At 61.6% G+C, this 26,026-nt stretch carries 17 protein-coding genes; 13 read left to right on the top strand and 4 right to left on the bottom strand.

The features are described 5' to 3' along the window. From A7X77_RS25910 to A7X77_RS25895, 4 genes are read left to right on the top strand one after another with little or no spacing between them, the layout of a single operon-like run. The gene (locus tag A7X77_RS25910; RefSeq protein ID WP_064685706.1) at positions 1-1,491 is read left to right on the top strand and encodes an ATP-binding protein; all 1,491 of its coding nucleotides are present in this window, start codon (positions 1-3) and stop codon (positions 1,489-1,491) included. Further along, entirely contained in the window at positions 1,491-4,265 is a 2,775-nt protein-coding gene (locus A7X77_RS25905) for a Z1 domain-containing protein (protein ID WP_197486895.1), read from the top strand. The genes A7X77_RS25910 and A7X77_RS25905 overlap by 1 nt, the downstream gene beginning before the upstream one ends. Further along, the gene (locus A7X77_RS25900) at positions 4,262-5,230 is read left to right on the top strand and encodes a PD-(D/E)XK motif protein (protein WP_064685704.1); all 969 of its coding nucleotides are present in this window, start codon (positions 4,262-4,264) and stop codon (positions 5,228-5,230) included. The genes A7X77_RS25905 and A7X77_RS25900 overlap by 4 nt, the downstream gene beginning before the upstream one ends. Beyond that, positions 5,227-7,317, top strand: coding sequence for an AIPR family protein (locus A7X77_RS25895; protein WP_064685703.1), 2,091 nt, complete (start codon positions 5,227-5,229; stop codon positions 7,315-7,317). The genes A7X77_RS25900 and A7X77_RS25895 overlap by 4 nt, the downstream gene beginning before the upstream one ends. Here the strand turns inward: A7X77_RS25895 and A7X77_RS25890 are convergent. Continuing rightward, entirely contained in the window at positions 7,308-8,525 is a 1,218-nt protein-coding gene (locus A7X77_RS25890) for a restriction endonuclease (RefSeq protein WP_064685702.1), read from the bottom strand. The genes A7X77_RS25895 and A7X77_RS25890 overlap by 10 nt on opposite strands. 196 nt (positions 8,526-8,721) lie before the next feature. Further along, positions 8,722-9,996: a hypothetical protein gene (locus A7X77_RS25885; protein WP_156668158.1), complete on the bottom strand. Its 1,275-nt coding sequence runs from the start codon at positions 9,994-9,996 to the stop codon at positions 8,722-8,724. A gap of 209 nt (positions 9,997-10,205) precedes the next feature. Here A7X77_RS25885 and A7X77_RS25880 point away from each other — a divergent pair, with 209 nt between their 5' ends. The 9 genes from A7X77_RS25880 to A7X77_RS25840 all read left to right on the top strand — a co-directional run bounded on the left by A7X77_RS25880 (position 10,206) and on the right by A7X77_RS25840 (position 22,756). After that, positions 10,206-11,975 (top strand): adenylate/guanylate cyclase domain-containing protein, encoded by a 1,770-nt coding sequence (locus A7X77_RS25880; RefSeq protein WP_064685700.1) that lies wholly within the window; start codon positions 10,206-10,208, stop codon positions 11,973-11,975. A gap of 74 nt (positions 11,976-12,049) precedes the next feature. Then, positions 12,050-12,559 (top strand): hypothetical protein, encoded by a 510-nt coding sequence (locus tag A7X77_RS25875; RefSeq protein ID WP_064685699.1) that lies wholly within the window; start codon positions 12,050-12,052, stop codon positions 12,557-12,559. A gap of 217 nt (positions 12,560-12,776) precedes the next feature. Next, a complete protein-coding gene (locus tag A7X77_RS25870; RefSeq protein WP_245293796.1) occupies positions 12,777-15,443 on the top strand; it encodes an AMP-binding protein in 2,667 nt (888 codons plus the stop codon). Between the two features lie 107 nt (positions 15,444-15,550). Further along, positions 15,551-18,556, top strand: coding sequence for an ATP-binding protein (locus A7X77_RS25865; RefSeq protein WP_064685698.1), 3,006 nt, complete (start codon positions 15,551-15,553; stop codon positions 18,554-18,556). Positions 18,557-18,687: 131 nt separating this feature from the next. Beyond that, complete coding sequence (locus A7X77_RS25860) at positions 18,688-19,848, top strand: YcaO-like family protein (protein WP_064685697.1); 1,161 nt, start codon at positions 18,688-18,690, stop codon at positions 19,846-19,848. Beyond that, positions 19,838-20,602, top strand: coding sequence for a TfuA-like protein (locus A7X77_RS25855; protein WP_064685696.1), 765 nt, complete (start codon positions 19,838-19,840; stop codon positions 20,600-20,602). Before A7X77_RS25860 ends, A7X77_RS25855 begins: the two co-directional genes overlap by 11 nt. 42 nt (positions 20,603-20,644) lie before the next feature. Beyond that, positions 20,645-21,865, top strand: coding sequence for a hypothetical protein (locus tag A7X77_RS25850; protein ID WP_064685695.1), 1,221 nt, complete (start codon positions 20,645-20,647; stop codon positions 21,863-21,865). A gap of 19 nt (positions 21,866-21,884) precedes the next feature. Next, positions 21,885-22,358 carry a hypothetical protein gene (locus A7X77_RS25845; RefSeq protein WP_064685694.1) on the top strand — a complete coding sequence of 158 codons (474 nt, stop codon included), beginning with the start codon at positions 21,885-21,887 and terminating at the stop codon, positions 22,356-22,358. A 29-nt stretch (positions 22,359-22,387) separates the two neighbouring features. Continuing rightward, positions 22,388-22,756 (top strand): hypothetical protein, encoded by a 369-nt coding sequence (locus tag A7X77_RS25840; RefSeq protein WP_064685693.1) that lies wholly within the window; start codon positions 22,388-22,390, stop codon positions 22,754-22,756. Positions 22,757-22,778: 22 nt separating this feature from the next. Here A7X77_RS25840 and A7X77_RS25835 read toward each other — a convergent pair whose 3' ends face one another. Then, positions 22,779-23,675, bottom strand: a complete 897-nt coding sequence (locus A7X77_RS25835; RefSeq protein WP_064685692.1) for a sensor domain-containing diguanylate cyclase — start codon at positions 23,673-23,675, stop codon at positions 22,779-22,781. Between the two features lie 178 nt (positions 23,676-23,853). After that, positions 23,854-25,971 carry a carboxy terminal-processing peptidase gene (locus tag A7X77_RS25830; RefSeq protein WP_064685691.1) on the bottom strand — a complete coding sequence of 706 codons (2,118 nt, stop codon included), beginning with the start codon at positions 25,969-25,971 and terminating at the stop codon, positions 23,854-23,856. Positions 25,972-26,026 lie beyond the last annotated feature (55 nt).

The raw sequence follows: 26,026 nt of genomic DNA, 5'->3' as shown, positions 1-26,026 counted from the left end.
ATGGCCCCGGAACGCACTATCGACATCCCGCCGAAGGCATCCGCACTGATCAATTCACTCAGGGGACTGGGCTATTCCCCTGAAACCGCGATTGCCGATCTCATCGACAACAGCATTACCGCCGGTGCCACCACCGTCGAAATCGATCTCCAGTGGAATGACGGTGATCCATTCGCAGCCATCTTCGACAATGGCCGCGGTTTGGGTGAAAAGCGCCTCGCAGAAGCCATGCAGCTCGGCGGCGACGGCCCCGATGCCGATCGCAGCGAGAACGACCTAGGCCGCTTCGGCCTAGGTCTCAAGACGGCCTCCCTTTCCCAAAGCAGCCGCCTGACCGTCGTCTCCCGAATGGAAGATACGACTACCTCCATAATGATGGATGCCGCGGTCATCGCCGCTCGTGGCTGGATTGCCACTGTGCCCGATCCGTTACCCGACCATCCCTTCGTCGCGAAACTCCTCACCCTTTCCGCCGGGACCGTGGTCCTCTGGGAAAACATCGACGAGCTGAGCGGGCTTTCAGGCCTCGCAAAGGAAGCCTTCTATCTTCGCCTGGAAGAAATCCGCGCCCATCTCGGCATGGTTTTTCACCGCTTCATCAGCGGTGACGCCGATCGCCTAGCTATCGCTCTCAACGGTCGCGCTGTTAAAGCCTGGGACCCGTTCCAGTCACAGCATCCCGCGACCATTGCCATGCCGGTCGAGAGAATCCGGCATGCCGGCTCCTCTTTCAATGTGAAATCCTATGTCCTTCCGCACCGGGATCGTTTCGCCAACGATACGGAGCACGAGGCCGCAGGCGGCCCAGGTGGCTGGGGCGCGCGCCAAGGCTTCTACGTCTACCGCGGCAAGCGGCTGCTCGTTGCAGGGAGCTGGCTCGGATTAGGTGGCGCTCGAACGTGGACGCGCGACGAGGCCAGCCGGCTGGCACGTATACAGGTGGACCTGCCGACCGGCATGGACCGCGACTGGCGCATCGATGTGCGCAAATCACAGGCCCGCCCGCCTGGTACGCTCCGGACACGCCTTACTGCCATCGCCGGACACTGTAGACAGGAAGCCCGCGAGGTCTTCGCGTTTCGGGGACAAGGCCCTCGCATCCGCGGGGCGTCACGCGAAGCCCTTTCGGTCTGGCTGGCAAGCCCCGGCCCCAACGGCACGCAGTACCGCATCAACCGTGATCATCCGGTCATCGTCGCCTGTCGTGAGGCAGCCGGCGGACTTCGTCCGCTCAACGCAGTTCTCTCGATCATCGAGCGCAGCGTTCCTGTCGAGCGCATCTGGCTAGATGTTTCAGAATCCGAAGGCGCCGAAGTCCCCGTTCTGGATGACGATGAAACCGCGAAACTCGCAGATCAGCTCGAAGAACTGAGCCGCACACTGCCCGCATCGCTCCCCCTTCAGGAGCGCATCGACCTGCTTCTCGTCAACCTTCCAGGAGACCTGGCGAATCTCAAAACTGAACTGACACGACGACTTGTGGGGAAATGATGGCTGAAATAATGGAAGACCTCGCTTTCAGAGCGCGCAAGATTCTGAAACGGCAGAAAGAAGCTGGCGCCGTCATTGACCGCGAAGCGATCGCCAAGATCATAGAGCTCGATGCGCCCATCTTCAGCCTCACCACAGGCCAGACAATCACGCCAGAGCAGATTGAAGCAGCGACACGCCTGCTGCTGACCATCTTTGTCACCGAACAGGGGCCTGCCCTTGTTCTGCGCAACACCGAAGGTGCCCGTCCCGCACAATGGTACGTCGGCGACCGCCGTAAGCCTGGCCCCTTCATGCAGCGCTATCTGGAGAAGCTGCAGGAAGCTAGCTGGCCCCAGGAATCCATCGAGGAGCTTGAGGAAACCACGGCCAAAATCCTGGAATCGATGGAGAACCCGGAACGACCAGGCAGCTGGGACTGGCGCGGCCTTGTTGTTGGTGATGTTCAGTCAGGCAAGACGGCCAGCTATGCCGGCGTCGTCAACCGCGCGGCTGACGCTGGATATCGCATCATCATCATCCTCGCCGGCATGCATAATATCCTGCGTCTGCAGACGCAGAAGCGCTTCGACAGCGACTTCCTGGGCTACGATACAAATCCTAAGAACATCGTGCCCGGCCAGCCCATGCCCGTGATCGGTGTCGGCGAATTCAATACCATGCTTAGCGTCGACAGTGTCACCAATGCTTCGCTGAAGGGAGACTTCAGCCAAGTGATCGCCGAAAAGGCCAATTTCTCGCCCGTGAGTCAGCCTTGCGTCCTCGTCGTCAAGAAGAACGCCAAGGTCCTCGAAAATCTGAACAACTGGATCGCGCGCAGGTCAGCCGCGTCCCGTGCAGCTCCCGCCCTCATCATTGATGACGAAGCTGATCAGGCCTCGGTCGATACCAAGGATCAGCCGCTGCTCGAAGACGGCACTTTTGACGAGGACTACGAGCCCAAGCGTGTCAACGGAGAAATCCGCAAGCTGCTGATGAAGTTCGACCGTCGCGTCTATGTGGGCTACACCGCAACACCGTTTGCCAACATCTTCATCCACGATGATCGCCGTGCAGAAGGCTTCGGTGACGATCTGTTCCCGGCCGCGTTTATCGTACAGCTCACTCCTCCCGATGACTACTTCGGTCCAGCCGGTGTCTTTGGCACAAACGACGAAGCAGATAACCCCGGCATTCCCCTGGTTCGCCCGCTCGAACAGACTAAGGAAAACTGGATCTCGGAAAAGCACGACAAGACGTACCAGCCGCGTTTCAACGGGCGGGACATCATCCCGCCCAGCCTTGAAGAGGCAATAGACTCCTTCCTCATCAGCTGCGCCGCGCGCGCCGCGCGAGGTCAGGAGCGCGAACACAAATCCATGCTGGTCCACGTCTCACGCTTTGTAGACGTCCACAATGAGGTTCACCGGCAGGTAGAGAAGCATCTCCGGGAAACCCGCTCCATGATCTCCAATGGAGACCGTGAAACCCTGGAACGCCTCCAGAGCATGTGGGAGAGCGACTTCCTGCCCACAACCGAAGCAGTTCTCCCCACAGTCTTCGGCCGGAACATCACCCCGGTGACTTGGCAGCAGGTCCTGGAAAAACTGGCTGACTCCTCCGACAAGATCGAAGTGATGACCGCCAACGGAAAGGTCAAGAGCGACATCGACTACGACTCCTTCAAGGAGACAGGCCGCTCGCTCATCGCTATCGGTGGCGACAAACTCTCCCGAGGCCTCACGCTCGAAGGCCTCTCAGTGAGCTACTTCCTGCGTATTTCCCGTCAGTATGACAGCCTTCTGCAGATGGGACGCTGGTTCGGCTATCGCCGCGGTTTTGCCGATCTCTGCCGCCTTCACACGACTGATGACATGGAGGACTGGTTCCGTTACATGGCGACGGTGCAGAATGAACTGCGTGCTCAGTTCTATGAGATGTTTGTCACTAAGGCCACGCCCAAGCAGTTCGGCCTGAAAGTCCAGGTTCACGACGTCCTCGAAATTACGTCCAGAGATAAGCAACGTCACACTGCCCTCCGCCGCAGCAGCTACGCCGGTGAAGGCAAGGTCCAGACCGTCATGTTCCGCGACAAGACGACAATCGATCAGAACGCCAACGTCACGGACGACTTCATCTGCAGCCTCGGTCAGGGAACCGACAACCCGACACGACCCGGCCCGGACAGAACCAAGGCCATGGGCACTCTCTGGAGCGGCGTTCCTGGCCGCCAGGTCGCGGAGTACCTGCGCAACCTGACGTTCCCTCCTGAAAGCATCCAGGTGAATGGCGGAAAGCTCGCGACCTACATTACTGACCAGCTCGAACTGAACGAACTCACCGACTGGGGCGTCTTCCTCGCAACCGGCCGTGAAAAGCCTGTGACCATCGGTGACGTCAAGCGAAACTGCGTTCTCCGTACGCCAAGAACCGATGAGAATGGTGTCCTGGCGTCCACGGAACGCTTCATCATCGGCACCGCTCTAAGCCCTCTTGATCAGGCAATCGACCTCACAGATGCAGAATTCGCCGAGGCGTTGGCTCTCACAAATGCCGAGCGTGCAAGTCGCAAAAAACCGGCCACTGACGTCCCCTCAGGCGAGTTTATCCGCAAGGCACGTGGCGCCCGACCTCAGAACGGGCTCCTGATCATCTACCCGATAGACCCGGACAAGGCGCTGGTCGAGAAGACCGACAGGCCTGTAATCGGTGTCGTCGTCAGCTTCCCGAACAGCGATCTCGCTGATGATCGCATCTACCGCATCAATAGCGTCGCGCAGAAGGAGGAGCAATGACCAGTTGGGTCACTCTCCTCACCGAAGCATGGGACGAGCTAACGCAAACAGCCCCGATTTCGCGCGAGTATCGGAGCAAGGTTCTCGCCGGCAACCTGCCGCTTGAAATCTCTGCCGGCATGAGGGCTGCCGACAATGCGCCATGCCTCCTCCTGTCCACGCCCCTCGCTGCAGACGCTCTCTTCGAACTAGGGGGCGTGCGCCTCGTAACAGTTCCGGACGGCCTGGGCCCCCTCCTCGTCCTCTCCCTGGAAGATACCAAGCGCCGCGACCTCTTCGTCAAGTTGTGTGCCGATCTCGTCGAGGCCGCCGCATCAGATCGAGCCAGAGCACTCGACCGTTTCCTGGATCGCCTGGGTGCCTGGAGACGGTTTCTCCGCGACCGGCAGGACGGACTTTCCCGATCTGACATCATCGGCCTCATCGGAGAACTCCTGGTCCTCGAAAGGACCCTCGGTGCGGATCCCAATCTGGTGCCCAGCTGGGAAGCCCCTGAAGACGGCCTCCATGACTTCCATTCGCGAGGTCATGCCTTTGAAATAAAGACCGGCCTCGGGCCCTCACCCTCAATCACCATCTCGCGCCTGGATCAGCTCGACACCACCGGCCTGCGCCGACTTGACCTCATCCACGTCAAGCTCATCGAAGCACCAGATGGCCGAACACTTGGCGACATTCTTACCTCAATCCGGGGCATGATTCCGGGCGGCGTTCCTCAGTTCGACAATGCAGTTCTCCGCCGAGGCCTTCTACCCGACGATGACGCGGCTAGAAACGCGCCTCGCGTCCAGATGCGCAGCATGGACTGTTACTCCGTCGCAGACGGTTTCCCGCGCCTGCTCCGCGCCGCCCTTCCCGTAGCAATTACTGACGCCACCTATACGCTCGATGTCCGCGCCCTGTCCGCCTTCTCGACAGACACGGCGACTGCTCTTGAAGCGTTCATTCGAGGAGATCGTTCATGAGCGACGACGCACTTACAGAGTTTCATCAGGACCTTGTCGCTGAAGTGGAAGAAGGGCTTTCGACCGAGGAACCGTTTTCGGCCAATGTCTTCACCCGCCTGATGCTAGAACGCCTTGAAGAGGCAGGCCAGTTCGACGGCACCTTCCCAGTGTATCAGGAAGGCCCTATCCGCAATACGAGCTACCGTATCGACGGATTTACCTACGACGAAGCGCGCGCCCGCCTGGACCTCTTCACCACCATCTATTCCGGCGACCTTCCTGCCGGCAAACTGCCCGCCGCTGATGTCACTCGTGCACTCGAACGAGCCCTTCGCTTTGCCAGCGCCTGCGTCGACGGCCTGGCGTCGCTCCTGGAACCATCAAACACCGACGCGAGCGACCTTGCCCGTCTCATCGAGGACGAGGCAAAGAGCCTTTCGGCCATCCGCATCGTCCTGCTCACCGACGGTATCGTCGGCAACATCACGCCGCCGGCCGAATGGCGGAAAAAGCCGGTCGAGTTCGAGGCCTACGATGTCGTCCGCCTCTTCCGCGTCCTCGGCGAAGGCGAAACCCGCGCCGATATCTCCGTCGACCTCGTGGCTCTTGCCGGCAAGGCTCTGCCGTGCCTGCATGTACCCGCGCAGAATGACGAATACGACGCTTACTTGGCCGTCCTGCCCGGAGAAGTCCTCTCGCAGGTCTATGAACGCTACGGCGTCCGGCTCCTTGAGCTGAATGTCCGCGCATTCCTCGGCCTGCAGGGCCGTAAGAGCGTCAATGCCGAGCTTCGCCGGACGATCGCGGATAAGCCATCAATGTTCCTGGCATTCAACAACGGCATCGTCGCTACGGTCGATGATCTTGATGTCGTACACAACCCCGCAGGCGGCATTGAAATGCGCTCCTTAAAGGGCCTTCAGATCGTCAATGGCGGTCAGACCACTGCCTCGCTGCATCGCGCCCGTCGCAAGGATTCGCTCAGCCTCGAACATGTGGCCGTGCCCGTGAAGATCATCAAGGTTGGTGGCGCTGACCTGAGCGAAATGGTGTCCTCCATCTCTCGCGCTGCCAACCGTCAGAACACCGTCCAGCTTGCGGACTTCTCCGCTAATGATCCTTTCCATCAGCAAATCGAAACCCTCGCCAACACGACTTGGCTCGATGACGGCAAAGGCCGCTGGTTCTACGAACGTGCTCGCGGCTCCTACCTCGCAGCCGAACAGAAGGCCGCCTACAAGGTCTCGGATACCAAAGTCTTCCGTCAGCAGACTCCGAAACAGCGCCGCCTCAGCAAGCTCGATGTCGCGCGCTATATCAGCGCCTGGGAGAGCCTGCCTGACAAAGTCTGCCTCGGTGGACAGAAGAACTTTCAGATATTCATGCAGCGGCTCAAGGATGCGCCGATCCCCCCGCCGGACCAGAACTGGTTCAAGCGCCTGATCGCGATTGCGGTCCTCTATCGCGCCGCCGAGAAGAAGATCAAAAGCATGAAGTTCCCCGCGTACGGTTCTCAGATCACCGCCTATGTCATGGCGGGCATCTCACATAGCAGCGGCGGACGCGTCGACTTCGACCGCCTGTGGTCAAAGCAGGCGATCAGCCCCGAACTCGAGCAACTCATCGCTGACTGGGCACCGAAACTAGATGCCCTCCTGCGCGAGTCTGCCGGTCAGAAAAACCCCAGCGAATGGTACAAGAAGGCAGATTGTTGGAAGGACATTCAGGAAAAACTCCCCGAGCTGTCTGATCCGCTCCCTCCCGAACTGTCGTATTCGACCGCAGGCGGCTCGGCCGGCACCAGCGGACCGATGATCCCGAACGGCACTCACACAGTCGCAGACTACGATCGTATCGCCCGCTGCATGAAAATCCCTGCAGCGATCTGGCTGGAAGTCGCGGAGCGCGGACAGCAGACCAACACCATCCACTGGACTGTCGCTGGCATCTGTCGCACGATCGCAGGCTATGCTGCAGGCGGCTGGCAGCGCAAGCCGACTGCAAAGCAGGCAAAGCCTGCATTGGAAGCAGTCATTGCTGTTGAAAGATCCGGACTCGTCAAAGCCGGTCTGGTGGCAGTGGAGGCTGAGGCCGATCAGGCCTGAGCCTCCTCGTCGGCAGGGAACTCCTCATTCAGCCATGTCCGAACGGCTTCCATGCTGCCGCGTCCGTTGCGCCTGAGCAGCTCGACTATATCGCGCGCAGCAATCACCACGATGGGATGTTGATCTTCCTTGATCTCTTCATAGATCTGCGGCGTGACGTATGACGTTGTGACAATGACGCCGAACTGCCGGTGCCTCAGCCGCGAAATCAGGCGCGACATGTCCTTGGCCCCGACACCCGTCGTGATGGAATAGCACTTCGCCTCCAGAGCAAAGTCGACCAGAATCCCGCTTGGCCCCGACCCTACGCGCAACTGCCCGATACCATCGCGCCCTCCGTCCCGCGTGGGACGCGTCAGATCCAGCGCGGCAATCTGAGGGATCATCATTTGCGCCAGTGCAGCGGCACAACGCTCGAACGCATGCTCGCGACCGATGAAGTGGTGACGAATTGCTTCGACGATCGCCGAGCTCGGACTATCAGCCGGAAGTTGTTCGGCCGGGCTTCGATACTCCAGCGTTCTCGGTGCTACCAGCGCCTTGCGTTTCCCGGTCTTCCTCCAGAGTTGCCATGCCTCTGGCGCGAGAGAATGGTCCGGCTTCCCAGCGATGATGCTGTCGATCCATGCTCGCGACATTCGGGCAGCATCCAGGACGGTAAAGCGTGCTCTGTAGTTCTGAAAGCGCTGACCTTTGGTACTGCGCCAGATTGCGACGAGCTCCTCGGAAGCGTCGAGATCACTGGCGCCGGGCACTGCCAAACCCAAAAATCTCAGTGCGCGCGAAGTTCCCGCTCTGGCAAACAGGAAGATCGGGGGCACAAGCTGACGGCCGCCCTCTCCAGCGCGAGAGTCCTCGAAGATGGTGCGAAGAATAAGGTTGCCGAACTTTTTAGTGTCATGAAGGTCAACCCCAGGGTCCTTGTTGTCCCCGTAATACGTGAATATGCCCGTTTCCGGATCAAGTTCATCCGGCCAGTCCGAATCGTCCATGCTTGTCTTGAGAACAAGCAACTCCAACTTCTTCCGAGCCTCACCGCGATAGCGAAAACCGCCTTGATTGGCGACCTTCAATAGCGCATTGAGTGGATCGGCAGGAGCACCATCTGTGCGTGTTCCTACATATACTGCGTCGACCTGTAGATCGGCCACGCTCAACTCATCAAGAGCAACCTTCGCCGAAGTTAAGATCGAATGACTGTTTACCATATTTATCCCTTGTGTGAATTCGGATCGGCGTTGGACAAGGTCGATTGTTCGTCAGCGTTATAACATACCATTGGAGGTGCCCCTCACTTCGAGGAATTCCCAAATCTCGAGGCGAGGGCCTACGTGGTGACGACGGCATAAATTGCCGAAGCGACTTAACGAGTGAAATGGGGCGAAGCTGGCATATTGTAGTAGGTCAGCTTTTAGGGCATCGCAGCCAATAACGTTTGAAGTCCGCAGGCCCGCTGTCGTAGGAGGGAGTCTGGCTCCACGGGTACTTCGGAGTTTCGATAAGCGTGTCATCGTCGATCGGAACAAGCGTGACCGGCAATGCTAGGGATAATGTCGCTTGGCGATACCACGCGATGGCTGACTGCTGGCGGCGTTTGGCCCCCACGCCATCATTCTCGGCGGCTGGAACGCGGAAGCGTTCGGGATCTTGTTTCACGTCGGCCACCGGATCATGCAGGGCCACCCGCAACAGCTCACCGTCACCGGCGAGCCGCAACTCGAATTCATCGTGAGATGCCGGCGCTTGCCGATCCCCCTCAGAAGAGGTGTCAGCGACATGCGCGGTGAGGATCGGCAGCGGCTCATGGTCTGCCCGCATTTCGACGCGGCGGATATGGCATAGGTCGGCAACCGTTTTGTTTTGCACGCCGGATCGTGCGAGTTCGTCGACCAATGTCCAACTGCCCTGCATCTTGCTAACAAAGGGAACAGATCCATCCGCGCCATATGACAAAAATGCGGCCTTTTGCGCCATCGTCTTTGCAATCGTGTTTACAGTTCGGATATTTCGCTCGCTCCTGGCCGTGTCTTCAGGCTCACCCGGGCATCGCACAAGAAAAGTCGGCTTGGCGGGGCTGGCTGGATTGATGAAGGCGACCACATCATCATTTATCGGAACGGCCTCGCCCCGCTGAACGCTGTTTCGGATGACCAGACCGCGCCGAGTCTTGACTACATCTGTGGCTTCGGAGTTGTCATAGCCGAGAACATGCATCTCGTCCTGAACATTGGAGATCCAATACATGGCTGCCCCAACGGACAAACGCAATTCAAATCGCCTGGAGCTGCCCTCCCGGCCCATCCGACCGTCAAAGATCGGATAGCGTGAATCGGGCTGCTTGAGATTGATGCCGTTGAACGCGCACCACTTCTTTAGGCCGCTTGCAGACATAGCTTGAGAAGACTCCGGAGACAACGTCACCCAGTCACCCGGCAACGTCTTGATCAGAGTTTTTGGGCTTAGATCCGCGCCGAAATCGAACGTCTGCACCAGCGTCTCGGCGACGGCTTGCACGCGTTCGCCGACGGTTCCGGCACTTGTCTTGATCGGCGCAATGGCTGCATCCTGCGCCAGAGGCGCCGATGGTCCGACCGCGAAGATAACGAGTCCCGCCAACACGCCAAGGGTCATACGATCAAGCTTTGAGCCCGGAGATTTAAAATCGGTTTTTAGCGGCATGTCTCAATCCGTCATTGATAATGATGACGGTGTTAACAGCCGGGCATTAACAATTCGCCTGTGCGCCCGTTAAAGTTGCACATAGTCAGCGTCGGGCTCCAACGTCGCTGCATCCACCTCGACCGCAACCGATATCGCCCTGAGCAGCGGCTAAAACTTCTTTCTCGCCCCCTGCCTCCCTGCTATCTTGAAAGCGAGGAGACGGCGCCATGAGCGAGATCCGAAAGCTGGCTGCGATCCTGGCCGCCGATGTGGTCGGGTACAGCAGGCTTGCCGGTGCCGATGAGGAGCGCATCCTGGCGCGGTTGCGGGCACTGCGCAGTGATCTCATCGATCCGACGATCGCCGTGCATCATGGCCGGGTGGTGAAGCGAACCGGCGATGGGGCGCTGGTCGAGTTCCGCAGCGTGGTCGACGCCGTGCGCTGCGCCATCGAGGTGCAAAACGGCATGGTGGAGCGCAATGACGGCGTGCCGCAGGACCGTCGCATCGAGTTTCGGATCGGCATCCATCTGGGCGACGTCGTCGAGGAAAGCGACGGCGATCTGATGGGCGACGGTGTCAACATCGCCTCCCGCCTGGAAGGAGTCGCGGCGGCGGGCGCGATCTGCCTGTCCGAGGATGCCTATCGCCAGGTCAAGGCGAGGCTCGACCTCTCGGTCAGCGATCTCGGCGACACCCAACTCAAGAACATCGCCGAGCCGATCCGGGTCTATTCGCTGCAGGTCGGCAGCGCCCGCACCAAGGCAGCCGCGCCCCCGGACACCGCGACGGGCCAACCGGCGGCGGCGCCGCCGAAGCTGTCGATCGCCGTCCTGCCCTTCGTCAACATGAGCGGGGACGCCGAACAGGACTATTTCGCCGACGGCATCTCGGAAGACATCATCACGGCGCTATCGAAGCTGTCGCAGCTCTTCGTCATCGCACGCAATTCGTCGTTCACGTTCAAAGGCAAGAACGTCCATGTGCAGGAGGTGGGCACCAAGCTCGGCGTGCGGCATGTCCTTGAGGGCAGCGTGCGCAAATCGGGGAACAGGGTCCGCATCACCGCGCAGCTCATCGACGCGACCACCGGCGGTCATCTATGGGCGGAGCGGTTCGATCGCGACCTGACAGACATATTCGCGGTCCAGGACGATGTCACCCAGCAGATCGTCGAGGCACTGGCGGTCAACCTGACGGAGGGCGATCGCAAAAGGCTGGCGCCGGGGCAGACCGGGCATCCCGAGGCCTATGACTGCTTCCTGCGCGCCCGGGATCTGTGGCACCGGCTGACGAAGCAGACGAACAGCGACGCCCGCGAGCTCCTGCAACGGGCCATCGAACTGGACCCGAACTTCGCCTCGGCACACGCTTACCTCGCCCTGACCCACGGGCTCGACTACCTGAACCGGTGGAGCGCCTCGCCGCAGCGCTCGATCGAGCAGGCCGAAGAGACCGCAATGCTGGCGGTCGCGCGCGATGACAGCGATCCCGTGGCGCACTGGGCCCTGAGCGTGGTCAGGCTCTACTCACGACAGCACGATAAAGCGATCGGCGAGGCCGAGCGTGCGATCCTCCTCAACCCGAACTTCGCCGAAGGGCAGGTCAGCCTCGGCGAGGCACTGCTCTATTCGGGCCGGTCCGAGGAGGCACTCGCCTGCTTCGACCGGGCAAGGGTCCTGAACCCGTATTTTCCGGCTGTCGTTCTCCACTTCCAGGCCTGGGCCTGGTTCCAGCTGCGACGATACGAAGAGGCCGTCGACCTGTTGCTGCAGCGCGTGAGCCGCAATCCCGGCACCGATGTCTCGCGCGCGCTTCTGGCCGCCTGTTACGGACAGCTCGGCCGTTTCGAAGAGGCTCGGGCGACGTGGCAGGAGGTGCTGCGCGTCAATCCCGACTTCTCCCTGGAATACCGCCGCAAAGTCCTGCCCTTCAAGAACCCCGCCGATTTCGAGCTCGCCATCGAGGGGTTACGCAAGGCCGGCATCGCAGAATGACGGGTGATGAATGCCCGATCAGGAAGCGGCCACATGCCTTCTCACAGGATTGGAGGCCGTGATAAGACCGGCCCATGGGCATCAAGAACTATCTGATCGAAGGCGGCTCGGGCACGGGAAAGACGTCAGTCGCGACCGAACTGGAGCGGCGGGGCTACCATGTCGTCCATGGTGACCGCGTTCTGGCCTATGTCGGCGACCCCGAGACGGGCCAGGCGCTCGCAGGACCGCCCGAGGGCGCAGACCGCATTGCCTGGGGCTACGCCCACTGGATCTGGCCTGTCGACAAGGTCCGAGCGATCGCTGCCGACACCACCCATCCTGCCACGTTCTTTTGTGGCGGTTCGCGCAATTTCCACAAATTCCTCGAGCTGTTCGATCAGGTCTTCGTGCTCGACATCGACGTCGAGACGTTGAACCGACGACTGGATGGGCGGCCGAACGAGCCGGGCTTCGAGCCGGCCGAGCGGGCCCTGGTCCTCCGCCACCATCGTAGCCGGGAATATCTTCCCGCCGGCATTCATATCGACACGGCGAATAGCGTTCCAAATGTCGTCGACGATATCCTTGCTAAACTCACCTGACGCCCGGCAGGTTTGTGATCGGAGGGAAACAACTGTCATTGGGTGAAAGACGAGCTGCAATACCGCTCACTGGCGGCATTGTCGATTTCATCGCGGACGGTTGTTCCAACAATGGCAAACCGGCCTAACGGCCGTCTTGAGAGCGCGAGGCCGCTTTCCCGCGGCCGCGCTCAAAATTGTTCGCCGCATCGGGTATGCAGCCGAAAATTAGTTGACTGTGATTATCAAGGATTATACGCGCTTCGGCCAGTTTTCTGCCATTCGAAGCGTCAGCATGATCCCCGCCGGCCTGTTTTCTGAAATCGCTCGCGCCGATCAGCGCCCAGCCCTTATCTTCGCCGACGGTCGGACGCTCTCCTATGCCGAGCTCGACGCCCGGACGCTGCGCTTTGCCGCGCAGCTGGGACGGGGGCAAAAGCGGCTCGTCGCGATCTCGGCCGATATTTCGGAACATGTGATCGTCGCATATCTCGGCGCGCTGCGTGCCGGCCATGCCGTGGCCATGCTGCCGCCCTGCGACGACAGGCTGTGGCAAGAGTTTCTGTCAACCTTTCAGCCTGATTTCACCTACCGCCCGGCCGGCGACCGCTGGCGGCTTGTCGAGGAAACAAGGCCTGGGCAAGGCGGCGCGCCGCTGCACCCGGATCTCGCCCTGCTGCTGATGACATCAGGCAGTTCCGGGCGCGCGAAGGCCGTGCGCCTTTCCCACGCCAATCTTGATGCCAATGCGCGCTCGATTGCTGACTATCTCGAGCTCTCCCCTGCCGACAGAACGGCCCTCGTCCTGCCGCTTCACTATTCCTACGGCCTCTCCGTCCTCCATTCGCATCTCGTTGCCGGCGGCAGCATCTTCATTCCCGGCGTTTCCGTGGTGAGCGAGGAGTTTGCACGGCTGCTCGGCGAAAGCGGCTGCACCAATCTTTCCGGCGTGCCCTATTCCTACGAGCTGATGGAAAGGACGCGCTTCCGAGACCACGAGTTCAAGGCGCTGCGCTTCATGACGGTGGCCGGCGGGCGCCTGGCGCCCGAGCTCATCCGCCTCTACCGCGACCATATGCGCGCCAGGGGCGGCCGCTTCTTCGTCATGTACGGCCAGACCGAGGCAGCCGCCCGCATGGCCTTCGTGCCGCCGGAAAGCGTGGGCGACAATGAGGAGCGGATCGGCATTGCCATTCCCGGCGGCAGCCTCAGCCTCGTCGACGATGACGGGCATCCGCTCGACCGGCCTGACATTGCCGGCGAGCTCATCTATGCCGGTCCGAACGTGATGATGGGTTATGGCGCCGATCGCGCCGACCTGCAGCGGGGGGCCGAGGTCGAAGCTTTGCACACAGGCGACATCGCCATGCGCGACGCGGACGGTTACTTCCGGATCGTCGGCCGCAAGAGCCGCTTCGCCAAGGTTGCGGGGCTCCGGATCGGCTTCGACATCATGGAACAGGTTCTCGCCGAAAGGGGGATCGCGGCTGCCGTCGTCGGTGACGATTACGGTCTGCAGGCCTATGTCACCCAAGCGCCCGAGGCCGACCGGGCGCTTGATATACTCGTCGAGGCGAGCCATCTTCCGGCGAACCTGGTTTGCGTCCGGGCGCGGAGCGAGCTTCCGAGGTTTGCTTCCGGCAAGATCGATTATGCCGGCCTCAGCGAGGAAATGCTGGCGGCGCGCCAGACGAGCCGCGCGGCGGCGGTCAGCGTGCTCGATGCCTATGCGCGCGTCTTCTACCCCCATAGCGTCAGCCGCAACGACAGCTTCGTGTCGCTCGGCGGCGATTCGCTGCGTTTCCTGCAATTGACGATGGAGCTCGACAGGCTTGGCATCGAGCTGCCGGAAGGCTGGGAACGGACGGCGATCGCCGAGCTCGATATCGGCCGGCAGGTAGCACGAACCGATATCCCCCATGTAAGGGCGCTGCCGACCGACCTGGTCCTGAGGGCGATCGCCATCCTGCTCGTCGTCACCCATCACGAGATGCTGTGGCCCATTCCCGGCGGATCGGGCGTGATGCTTCTCCTCGTCGGCTTCAGCCTGGCGCGCTTCCAGTCCGGCCATTTCCTCGCCGGCAATTTCCGCCATGCGCTGCGGCCGGCGATCAATGTCCTCATTCCCTATTTTCTCATCGTCGCCGCCTATGGGCTCGCCTGGCGCACCATTCCCTGGGCCTCGGTGACGCTGACCGGCAATTTCGGCTATGCCGAGCCGGAGCGCCACGAGATGCTTCCCTATCTCTACTGGTTCATCGAAACCTATGCGCAGACGCTTCTCGTCTTCTCGCTGGTGTTTGCCGTGCCTGATGTGCGCCGATTGGCGCGGGCGCGGCCCTTTGCCTTCTCGCTGGCGCTGCTGGGGCTGGCGGTGACGGCGCGGTTTTCCCTGCCCTTCGTCTTCGATATCGGGGGGCGGCAGATTTTCACCCTCTACTGGGGCCTGCATCTCGGCCTGTTCGGCTGGTGCGCGGGCCTCGCCGGCAACAAGGCGCAGCGGATCATCCTGACGGCGATTGCCGCCGCCGTGCTCGGTTATCTCGCCTTCTGGGAAACGCTCTGGATCGGAACGACGGTCAAATATCTGACGATCTACGCCGCACTTCTTGCCCTGCTCTATCTGCCGCGCATTCACCTGCCGGTGCGGCTGGGGCGTCTGGTGACGCTGATCGCCGTCTCGGCCTTTCCCACCTACCTGCTGCACCGTTTCGTGCCGGAACTGCTGATGCCCGAGGCAGCCGGCCTGCTGCCGGCTCCGCTCTTTCATCTGCTGGCGATATCGGGCGGCCTGACGCTCGGCATCATCGCCAACAGGATCGCGGCGGATCTGCGCAACCTGCTTGGTGGCATAACAATCGCCCGCGGCACCGGCGAACGTACGGTGATGGCTGAAACTGTCTGAACCGCAAGCGAACAGTAGAATATATTAGCAGCACCGCACGAAAAGCTTGCACGCAGGCATTAAATCGGATGTCCTGAGCATGGCTTCAGTGGTGTTGGGCGCCCGCTATGAAAACCCTCGACGCACGAATTCGGTTTACAGGTGAGCGGCGACAAGTCACTGCCCTTTTCTATGACATTGTCGGCTCCACCGAGCTCTTGTTGCGCAGCGAGCCGGAGAAATTCTTCCGGTCGGTCTCGGCGTTACATCAGAGCGCCGAAGCGATCATCAGGAAACACGGGGGATTTCTTCATCAGCGGCTCGGCGATGGCGGTTGCTGCTTCTTCGGCTATCCCGAACAGTCCGAGGATGCCGCTGAAAGCGCGGTGCGCGCTTCTCTGGAACTGCTGCGCGTCGCGGCCGGCGCCGAGACCAAGACCCAGGCCAAGGCCAAGGCGCGCCGGCCGTTCCGGCTGCGGATCGGGGTTGCCACCGGGCTCGTCGTCTTCTCCACGCAAGGCGATGAGATCGTCGGCACGGCGCCGGTTCTGGCGGCCCGGCTGCAAGCCGAGGCCGACCCCAATTCCGTCCTTGTCGCCGATTCGACCGTCCAGCTCACCCGGCAGAAATTCGATTACAGCCTGGTGCGGGAGGCAAGGCTCAAAGGCTTCGAACATCCGGTTGCGCTCTGGCGCCCGCAGGAGCGCGATCAATCGACCGCCGAGCCATCGCCGTCCCAGGGCGCGGACAGGCCGATCCGCGGCCGGGAAAAGGAGCTTGCCGCCCTGTCCAGCGCCTGGAATTCGGCCCTCGGCGGCAAGGGAAGTCTGATCGCCGTCGTCGGCGAGGCCGGCATCGGCAAATCCAGGCTGGTCGGCGAATTCGCCGAAAGCCTGCGGCAGAGCGCGCATGAGACCGTGGTCTTCCAATGCGGCAGGCGCCTGGAGAGCCAGCCGCTGCATCCATTCGTTTCGTTTCTCGAGAGGCTGGTCGCCGAATCCTCGGTCCTGAAGGATGGCGACAACGACGCCTTCATGCGGGCTCTTCAAGCCTCCGGCCGAGAGCTCGATGCATCCGTCGCCGACACCATCCTCGCATTCACCGCCGAGCGTTCTCCGGCGACGTCGCGCAATATCCGCGTCTCCGATCTCTCCGGCCGCGCCTTCCGACGGAAGGTCATCGAGGCCGCCGCCGACATTCTGACCTGCAAGGCCGCCGGTCTGCCGACGCTCCTCATCTTCGAGGACGTGCACTGGGCCGACGACATGACGCTGGAGTTGATCGACAGGCTGGGATCGCTTGCGGCCGGGCTTCCGATCCTGGTCATTCAGACATCGAGAATCCGACGATCTCTCGCGGTTGCCAGCGAGATCGAATTGCCGGGGCTGACCGCGGCGGCGGTTCGCGATCTCGTCGCCTCGATCTGGCGGGAGCATCCCCCGCCCGGCCTGTCGGACTTCATTCTCGACCAATGCGACGGCATGCCGCTCTATGCGGAAGAACTGGCCAGCTTCTTCCGCAGGCAGCCCTTGGGCAAGTCACTCGCGGAATGGAAAGGACTGCTCAGGGAAGGCGGCGTCACCTCGCTCAACGATCTGCTGTCGGCCAGGCTCGCTGCGACCGGTTCGGCACGCCGGGCGGCGCAATTTGCCAGCGTCATCGGCCGCGAATTCAGCATCTCGCTGCTCACCTATCTCCTCGAAGGGGTCAGCCGCCGCAGCGTCGACGTCGATATCGAGCAGCTTCTGTCGCAAGGCATCATCGAGCGTTCGACCACCTCGCACGGCTCCTATCAGTTCCGGCACGTGCTGGCGCAGGAAGCGGCCTATAGCAGCCTTCTCAAGAGCGACCGGCGTCGCATCCACCGGCGGATCGCCGATCTCCTGATCGGCGAAGGAAAGCCCAGCCTGCCGGCGGCAATCGCAGCCTGGCAATGTGCCGAGGCAGGCCTGCATGACGCGGCCGCCCGATTTGCCCTGGCGGCGGCCGAAGCAAGCGTGCTTCGCTCGGCAATGCAGGAGGCAAACGTCTCGCTCGAACTCTGTGCCGAGGCGGTCGCCAGCCTTTCCCGGCGCCACCCCGACCGCCCCGAACTCGCGCTCAGCCTGTTCGAACTTCAAGGCGTCGTCGCAAGCGCGCTCGAAGGCGAGGGATCGGAGAGCGCGCGGCGGGTCTATGCCCGCGCCATGCAGCTTCTGCGCAAACAGCCCTCGGCCATGCGCGTCAAACATTTCCCGATCTATTGGGGATGGTGGTTCACCGCCCCCAACATTCTGACCCAGCAGTCACGCGCGCGCATTCTCATCAGCGACATGCAAGCCGTCGAGGATCGGGAGACGCGGCTTCAATCCTATCACTGCGGCTGGGCGACGAGCTTCCATGCCGGCGAGCACGGCTTTTGTCTCGACTGTGTCGCCAAGGGCCTCGCGCTCTACGATCCGGAAAGCGCGGTGCGCAATCGGGCCTTCTTCGGCGGCCATGACGCCAAGGTCTGCGGCCTCGGCGAGAGCGCCCTTTCCTACCTGTTGCTCGACGAAGCCGAGGCGAGCGAACATGCGATCGGACAATGCCTGGAATGGGCAAGCGCCACCGATCACGCCGGCAGCATGGTGCATGCGCTCTATTACGCCATGGTGCTTGCCCGCTGCCAGGGCCGCTATGACGACGTCCATGCGCTCGGCGAACGGATGCTCTCGCTCGCCGAGCGGCACGGGCTGGCGGCAAGCCAGGCGCGGGCCAACATGTATTGCGGCTGGGCGGAGCTGATGACCTCGTCCGCAGCCGGCGGCGAAGAGCGTTTTGCCGGCGGCCTGGCTCTCCAGCAGCAATTGGGGACCGACGACAATTTTTCCATGCACAGCGACATGCATGCGCAGGTGCTGCGGCAGCGCGGCCGGTCCGCCGAAGCCCTGGCGACCGTCCAGAATGCGATCAATGTCGGGCGCAGCAGCGGCCAATCGTTCTGGCTTGCCGAACTCTACCGCCTCAGCGCCCAACTGAGGGGCGATCTGAACGAGCCGCTTTCATCGATCAGACGAGACCTGACACGCGCCATCCAGATTGCCGAAGGACAAAAGGCCGCCTGGTTGGCGGAAAGAGCAAAGCAAAGCCTGGACGGACTGCCGCGGCCCTAGAACAGGATGATTTTAGGCCCGGTCGGCCTAAAATCTGAATCCTGTTCGAAATTAAAGAGTTAGAGCATGATGTCGTCCGAAAACCGCTCACACTTTTCGGCATCATGCTCTAGCAGAGATGGAAGGATGGGATGGACGAAGCGGCGCTCGATAACGTCCTTGATATCATCTTGAAGACCGAGCTCCCCTCGCCTCCCGATCCCCGGCAGACGGTGCAGCGCATCCTTGCGCGCAGGCAGGATTATGGCATCACCAGGCTCGGTTCGATCACCGGGCTCGACTGGATCGGCGTCCCGGTCGTCCAGGTCGTTCGGCCGCGCTCACGCTCCGTCGCCGTCAGCCAGGGCAAGGGACTGACCCTGCCGCTGGCGGCGATATCGGGCCTGATGGAATCGCTGGAAGGCTGGGCCTCGGAGCGGATTGATCAGGAGCGTATCTTCACGGCAAGCCTGCGCGACATGAACGCCCGGGGAGACTGGTCGCATCTCGGCATCGGCCGGGACGAGGAGATGCTCGCCTGGATTGAAGGGCTCGATCTGCTTTCGGGGCGGCAAATGGCCGTTCCGCTTGCCCTCGTCGATACGGCCTATATCGTCCCGTCGCCGCATCCCCATTGGATCGCCCGCGACACCACGGGCCTCGCCGCAGGCACGAGCCTGCAAGGCGCTGTCCTGCATGCCTGCTTGGAGATCCTCGAGCGGCAGGCCCGCTGCACGGCGATGAAGACCCCGCATTTCTTCGACCGCTTCCAGATCGACGCCCGGTCGGTGCAATCGGGAAACGCCGGCGACATCATGCGGCAGCTCTCCAAGGCCGGTTTTGTCGTCGGCATCTGGCAGATCCCGGCGCCGCACGCCCTGCCGATCTACTGGTGCCACGTCATGGAAGATGCCGGCAGAGCCCCCTTTGCGCCGCTGCCGGCCGAAGGTTTCGGCTGCGATATCAGCCATGATCGCGCGCTGACCAGCGCCTTGCTGGAAGCCTGCCAGTCCCGCCTTGGCGTCATTTCGGCGGCGCGCGACGATATCAGGACGGAGCTTTATAATTATGCCGACGCCCGGGAACTGGCCGCCTGGCGCCTGCAGCTCGCAAAAGCGGGCCGCTCCTTCCCCAGAGACTGTTCTGCAGCGGAAGAGCGATCCCTTGCGCCGGTCATCGAGGCATTGAGGTTCGCCGGCGCGCATGCGGCCGTGCTTGTGGTTCTCCATTCGGATGACCGCATCCCGCTGCACGTCGTCCGCGTCGTTGCGCCGCCGCTGGAAACCAATCCGGAGGCCGATCTTGCGCGATGATATCGTGGTTTTTCTCGGCCCCACCCTCTCTGAGCCGCAAGCCCGGACCTATCTGGATGCGATCTACTTTCCGCCCGTCGGCTGCGCGGACGTCGTGCGGGCCGTGGCCAAACATGCGCCGGCGGCGATCGTGCTGATCGACGGCGTCTTCGGAGAGCTGCCGGCGGTTCGCCACCAGGAAATCCTGTGGGCGATGGCCCGCGGCGTGCGCGTCTATGGCGCCGCCAGCATCGGCGCGCTCAGGGCCGCCGAACTCGCGCCGCAGGGCATGATCGGCCACGGGCTGATCTATCGATGGTACCGAAGGCACCCGCTCGCCGACGATGCCGACGTCACAGTGCCGATGGCGCCCGCAGCACTCGGATCACGCGCCCTCGGCGACGCCCTCATCGACATCAGGCTGATGCTCAGGAAAGCCGAACGCATCGGCATCATTCAAAGACGGCTGCGATGCGAGCTCGAATCCTTGGCGCGCGCGCTTCACTTCAGCGAACGATCCTTCCCGAAGCTTTTGGCGGCGGCCGAAAACAACCATCGCCCGGCCGGCGAGCTTCAAGCACTAAAGGCCTGGCTGAAAATTGGGGCCGCAAACCAGAAAAGGACCGATGCGGTAAATCTGCTCACATATCTGGCCAGGCAAAATATCAGCAGTCCGCATAAACCCATTCAGCTCGAGTTTGAACTTACGGAATCATTCGCCAACGACGTGGAATACTACAACATGCTCGGTACTGTCTTGTCGAAAGGCACGTAGTACTGGTATAGTCGACGATCGCTTGACGTTGGGCAACGAGCGGTGGGGGCAGCATTGGATGCCATCACGCATAACGAGGGCGCAGGACAAGGGGCAGCTCCGGAGCGGCCGCTCGGGACACGTTTCCTCGTCTTTCCCCAGCCATCCTTCATTCCCGGCTACGAAAAGCCCGAAGTGGTGTGGATCGGGCCTTCGGCAGGACCGATCCTGGCCGGGCCGTCCGACGCCCGCATCTATGTGGCAAATCCGCTCGAGGCGAAATCGCCCTATGCCGCGCCTTATATTCCGCCCTATCCCGGCCTGCTGCAGCCGCCGGCCGAACCCGGCCCCGACGGCCATTTCGATCACATCGGGCCGGGCTCACCGGCCTTCCTTGCGACCCACAGCTATGCCTGCACCCGCCGCGTTCTCGACATCTGCGAAAGCTATCTCGGCCGCTCGATCGTCTGGTTTTTCCAGCCGACGCTGGAACGGCTGGAAATCGTTCCCCGCATCCCGCATTGGCAAAACGCCCAATCCGGCTTCGGCTTTCTCGAGCTCGGCGAAAGCGAGGAGCACGGCCGGGCATCCTGTTTCGCGCTGAATTTCGATGCGGTCGCCCATGAAATGGGCCACCTCATTCTGCTCAGCGAACTCGGCATCCTTGAAAGCGACGGATCGGGCTGCGATTTCTTTGCCTATCATGAAGCGATCGCCGATTTCATCTCGCTGCTCGGACTGCTGCACTTCGACACGGCGCTCGACCGGCTGCTGCGCCGCACCGGCGGCAATCTGCTGCTGCACAACGAACTCGATAAATTCGCCGAGCTCAGCGACGAGAAGCAGGTCAGATCGCTCAACAACTCGCTTCGCATCGGCGATGTCAGCCGCGAAGTCCACGACCGGTCGAAACCCTTTGCAGCCGGCCTCTTCGACTGCCTTATCGAGGTCTACCAGTCGCTGCTTTACGAGCGTGGACTGTCGGACATCGATCCGAGGCGCTTCAGCGACCTGCGCCAGCAGATGGCGCCGGCGCTGATCGAAGAAGCATTGCACGGATCGCCAGCATCCTATGAGCTCATGCATTTCGCCGCGAAAGCCGCCCTGCAGGAGGCGCGCGACATCATCGGCGAAGCGCTCATTCGCTCCTGGAAATACCTCGACCCGGACAGCCTGACCTTCGAAACGGCGGCCCTGGCCTTCCTCGAGGCGGCCAGCCGCGGGCGCGGGGTCTCCTATCTCGACCAGCTTGACGATTGCATGAGGTGGCGCGGCATTCTCTAACCAACGACGGGAGGCATCGATGACAGACGACAGCGTTCCAGCACCCTCACTTTCTGGGCGCCGCTATAAAGCGGATGAGGTTATACTTTACGGCATAGATTTGAATGACGCCAACGGCATCGCCCATCTGGATGTCGGGCTTGTGAGTAAAGCAGAGCTGCAAATAAAGCTGCATGCCGGAAGAGTAACCGGCTACACAGTGCTTGCTTATGGCTACGCTTTCGAGGGCCATTGCTACAGGCTGGATTCAACCCGCATCTTTATTATCACCGGCCCAGAAGCCGAGGAGGCCAAGGGCTGCGGCTTTGACAAAGATCTGGGTTACAAAATGTGGCGGATCACCGCATCTGAACAAATCCTCGAAATCGCGACGGCCTTTGGTGACGCAAGGAGCCTCATTCTGGATTCGCAGTTACCAGGCAAGAGGTCGCCTAGTTCCTACGCCATCACCCTTAGAATGGCGCATCGCAATGGTCGCCTCAATAACGAGTAGGTCGAGTCTACAGCAACGGGAGGGCAATTATGCCATATAAAGTTGATGTTTACATTTCGAAAGCCTACGCATCGCTCACAGTGAAGGACTGGGTTAGCGATAGTCCCTGCGTAGACACTAAGACGGGTACGAAACTCGAGAACATTGCCGTAAATCACCCGACTACCTTCTATGTACTGATCGGGCATAGTAATGGCGTGGGCGGTGTCACCGTTTACGAGACGGTACCAAATGTCGATCCGGTGCCCTCCGATTACCAAATTCCGCTTGAACTCGATGAGGCTGGAAAAATCACGTTCCCCAAACCAATGCGCGCGTTGCAAAGCGATCTCGACAACCTTGACGCCACGGTGACGGCTTTAACGCAGCAAATCGCGGGCAATAAACGCGGGAAGTAGCGAGTCCCAACACGCTGAGACCCTACGCCGCACGCACCCTGTCGCGACCGCTCATCTTGGCGTCATAGAGCGCCTGGTCGGCGCGCCGGTAAAGCTCCGAGACGCTGTCGGTCGGCAGACTGGCGGCGATGCCGGCGGAGCAGGTGTAGCTGAAGTCGGGCGAATCAGCGAGCGGCCGGGAAAAGCGGATCACCGTCAGCATGCGCTCGACCATGGCCAAGGCGTCTTCCGGGCTCGTCGACGGCATGACAAGCAGGAATTCTTCGCCGCCGACCCGGCCGAAACAATCGTTGCGGCGGACATTCTGATGAATGCGATGGGCGAAATCGCGCAGCACGAGATCGCCGGCGTGGTGGCCGAGCCGATCGTTGATGCGCTTGAAATTGTCGATATCGAAGACCGCGAGGCAGCCGCTGCCGCCATTGCGGGCAGCGGCCAGCATGTCGTCGACGCGGGCCATGACGAAGCGGCGGTTGGCGACGCCGGTGAGTTCATCGGTGTAGGACGCCTTGATTGCCTGATCGCGATCCTGCCGGACCGTCCGGCCCTGCGCTCTCAACCGGGTGATGTCGCTGGCGATGCACAGCATCCAACCATCCTGCTGCACCGTCTCCGTCATCCACAGCCAGCGGCCGTCGGTGAGATCCGTCTCGAAGGCGCGATAGCCGATCTTGCCGCGGCGCGACTGGGTCGAGCGCAGCCACGCCTCGAAATCATCGGTCCGCAGGACCGTGCCCCGGTTCAGCTCGAAATTGCGCCGCATGAGATCCGGCCAGAGCGGCGTCTCATCCGGCTCGATGAAATAGGCCGAACGGAAGGCGCTGTTGGCATATTGCAGCCGGTCATCCCCGTCATAGACCGCAATCAGCGTTTCGGTCTGTGCGGAAAGGTTGAGAAGCTGTTCGACGCGCGCGTCCATACCCTACCCTGTCTGGTTGTCCTGGCATGACATGGCGCAGAAATCTTACGAGGAAAGGGCCGGTTGCGGCAAGCAAAGGCGCCACCGGTGATTACGGAAACGTCAATACGGCCGCCGCGCCCGATCGTGCTCGGGCATCGGCGGCGCCCTGAACCGCAGGGGTAGCGGGAGCAGCCCCCTAATTTCCCTTGGTCTTTCCCGTTTGTGTCGTCGCGGCCTTGACGCCGCCCTGCTGCAAATCCGCCTCGTCGCCAACAATGGCGGCTGCCTCGTCGAGCAGGACGTCCTTGGCCTTCTTGCGGGCATTTTCCATGGCGATATCGGCGCTCAGGCTGCGCTCATCCGACTGCAGGCCGTCATCGCCGGTCGGATCCTCGCCGTCGCTCGCCTCGGCCCGGTCCTTGAACCGCTTCTCGCGGGCGGCCGCCTCCTTGCGGCGTTCGGCTTCGTTCAGCGACACGACGCCTTTTTCGCGCTGCGCCTTCAGCTCGGCAATGTCCTCGATCAGCCGCTGGAAACCCGGATCGCTCTTGACCCGCGCATCATGGCGGCTTTGCAGGGCCGGCACCAACGCCGCGACATCGCCTTCCGGCGTATATTTTGCCGGCTTGATCTCTGCCCAAGGCAGCGCATTGTCATAACTCGTCTCGCCGAAGCTCGCCGGATCGGAGAGGCCGGGCAGGCTGATATCGGGGGTGACGCCGCGCAGCTGCGTCGTGCCGCCATTGACCCGGAAGAACTGCGAAATCGTCACCTTCAGCTCGCCGAGCTCCGGCTTGCTGTTGTGAACCACCTCATCGAGATCGACGACCGTCTGCACCGTGCCCTTGCCGAAGCTCGGTTCGCCGATGATGACGCCGCGCCCGTAATCCTGGATGGCCGCGGCAAAGATTTCCGACGCCGAGGCCGAACCGCGATTGATCAGCACGCCCATCGGGCCTGTCCAGGCGGGGGCTGAAAAATCCGCGCTTTTCACCACGATCTTGCCGTTGCCGGCACGCTGCTGAACAACCGGGCCCTTGCCGATGAAGAGGCCGGTGAGATCGATCGCCTCGTCCAGCGAACCGCCGCCATTGTTGCGCAGATCGATGAGAACGCCGTCGACATTCTCCTGGCTCAGTTCCTCGAGCAGCTTGGCGACGTCGCGGCTGGCGCTCTTATAATCCTTGTCGCCTTTGTTCTTGGCATCGAAATCCTCATAGAAGACCGGCAGGGTGATGATGCCGATCTTGCGCGTGGCATCGCCCGCCTTGACCGACAGCACCGTCTTCTTGGCGGCCTGCTTGTCGAGGCTGATCTTGTCGCGCACCAGGCTGACGACGCGATGCGTGGCATCGGCGCCGGCATCGGCCGGCAGAATGTCAAGGCGCACGACGGTGCCCTTCTTGCCGCGGATCATCTGCACGACCTCGTCCAGGCGCGTGCCCACCACTTCCTTGATCGGCCCGTCCTTGCCCTGCCCGACGCCGGTGATGCGGTCGCCGACGGCGAGCTTGCCGGAGAGCTGCGCCGGCCCGCCGGGCACGAGCTCACGGATCGTCGTATAGTCGTCACGTTCCTGCAGCACCGCGCCGATGCCGAACAGCGACAGCTTCATCGAGACATTGAAATCGGCCGAGGCAGCCGCGCCGAAATAATCCGTATGCGGATCGATCGCGTTGGAATAGGCATCCATGAACGACTGGAAAACATCGTCGCTCTTGAACTTGTAGACGCGCTCGAGCGTGTTTTCATAGCGCTTGTCGAGCGTTTCGCGAATGGCGGCATCCGCCTTGCCGCCGAGCTTCAGCCGCAGCCAGTCGCTCTTGACGCGCTTGCGCCAAAGCTCGTTGCTCTCGGCTTCCGACTGCGGCCAGGGCGCCTTCTCGCGCAGCACCGCATAATCCTCTTTCACGCTGAAATCGAACCCCTGCTTCAGCAGGCTGCGCGCATAAGTCATGCGATCGGCAACGCGCTGCTCATAGGCATTGAAGATCGCAAACGGGATCTTCAGATCCTTCCGCTCGATCGCATCGTCGATCTTGCTGCGGTCCGCCATGAACTTGTCGATATCGGCCTGCAGGAAAAGCATGCGGTCGGGATCCAGCGACTTGATGAACCCATCCATTACCCGCGCCGACAAGGCGTCATCGAGCGCCACCGGCTTGTAGCTGTAGCGCGACAGAAACTGCGCGCTCAACAAAGCCGCATCCGCCTGCCGCTCCAGCGGCTTCAGAACAGGCGGCGGTGCAACTTCAGCATATGCGGACGGCGCAATTGCAAGAAATGCACCAAGAAAAACGTAGGCGATGCGCATTCAGCGTGGATCCAATTCTTAGGCCGAGGGTGGATGTGTGATTTAAGTGAGGCAA

The organism is Rhizobium bangladeshense (assembly GCF_001662075.1).
Classification (GTDB): Bacteria; Pseudomonadota; Alphaproteobacteria; order Rhizobiales; family Rhizobiaceae; genus Rhizobium; species Rhizobium bangladeshense_B.
The sequence above is the reverse complement of the archived record's forward strand: the minus strand, read 5'-3'. Positions and strand labels throughout refer to the sequence as shown.

Excerpts from the sequence above, each read along its gene's own strand:
- A7X77_RS25910 (WP_064685706.1), top strand. The coding sequence starts at position 1 with ATGGCCCCGGAACGCACTATCGACATCCCGCCGAAGGCATCCGCACTG.
- A7X77_RS25905 (WP_197486895.1), top strand. The coding sequence starts at position 1,491 with ATGGCTGAAATAATGGAAGACCTCGCTTTCAGAGCGCGCAAGATTCTG.
- A7X77_RS25900 (WP_064685704.1), top strand. The coding sequence starts at position 4,262 with ATGACCAGTTGGGTCACTCTCCTCACCGAAGCATGGGACGAGCTAACG.
- A7X77_RS25895 (WP_064685703.1), top strand. The coding sequence starts at position 5,227 with ATGAGCGACGACGCACTTACAGAGTTTCATCAGGACCTTGTCGCTGAA.
- A7X77_RS25890 (WP_064685702.1), bottom strand. The coding sequence starts at position 8,525 with ATGGTAAACAGTCATTCGATCTTAACTTCGGCGAAGGTTGCTCTTGAT.
- A7X77_RS25885 (WP_156668158.1), bottom strand. The coding sequence starts at position 9,996 with ATGCCGCTAAAAACCGATTTTAAATCTCCGGGCTCAAAGCTTGATCGT.
- A7X77_RS25880 (WP_064685700.1), top strand. The coding sequence starts at position 10,206 with ATGAGCGAGATCCGAAAGCTGGCTGCGATCCTGGCCGCCGATGTGGTC.
- A7X77_RS25875 (WP_064685699.1), top strand. The coding sequence starts at position 12,050 with ATGGGCATCAAGAACTATCTGATCGAAGGCGGCTCGGGCACGGGAAAG.
- A7X77_RS25865 (WP_064685698.1), top strand. The coding sequence starts at position 15,551 with ATGAAAACCCTCGACGCACGAATTCGGTTTACAGGTGAGCGGCGACAA.
- A7X77_RS25860 (WP_064685697.1), top strand. The coding sequence starts at position 18,688 with ATGGACGAAGCGGCGCTCGATAACGTCCTTGATATCATCTTGAAGACC.
- A7X77_RS25845 (WP_064685694.1), top strand. The coding sequence starts at position 21,885 with ATGACAGACGACAGCGTTCCAGCACCCTCACTTTCTGGGCGCCGCTAT.
- A7X77_RS25840 (WP_064685693.1), top strand. The coding sequence starts at position 22,388 with ATGCCATATAAAGTTGATGTTTACATTTCGAAAGCCTACGCATCGCTC.
- A7X77_RS25835 (WP_064685692.1), bottom strand. The coding sequence starts at position 23,675 with ATGGACGCGCGCGTCGAACAGCTTCTCAACCTTTCCGCACAGACCGAA.
- A7X77_RS25830 (WP_064685691.1), bottom strand. The coding sequence starts at position 25,971 with ATGCGCATCGCCTACGTTTTTCTTGGTGCATTTCTTGCAATTGCGCCG.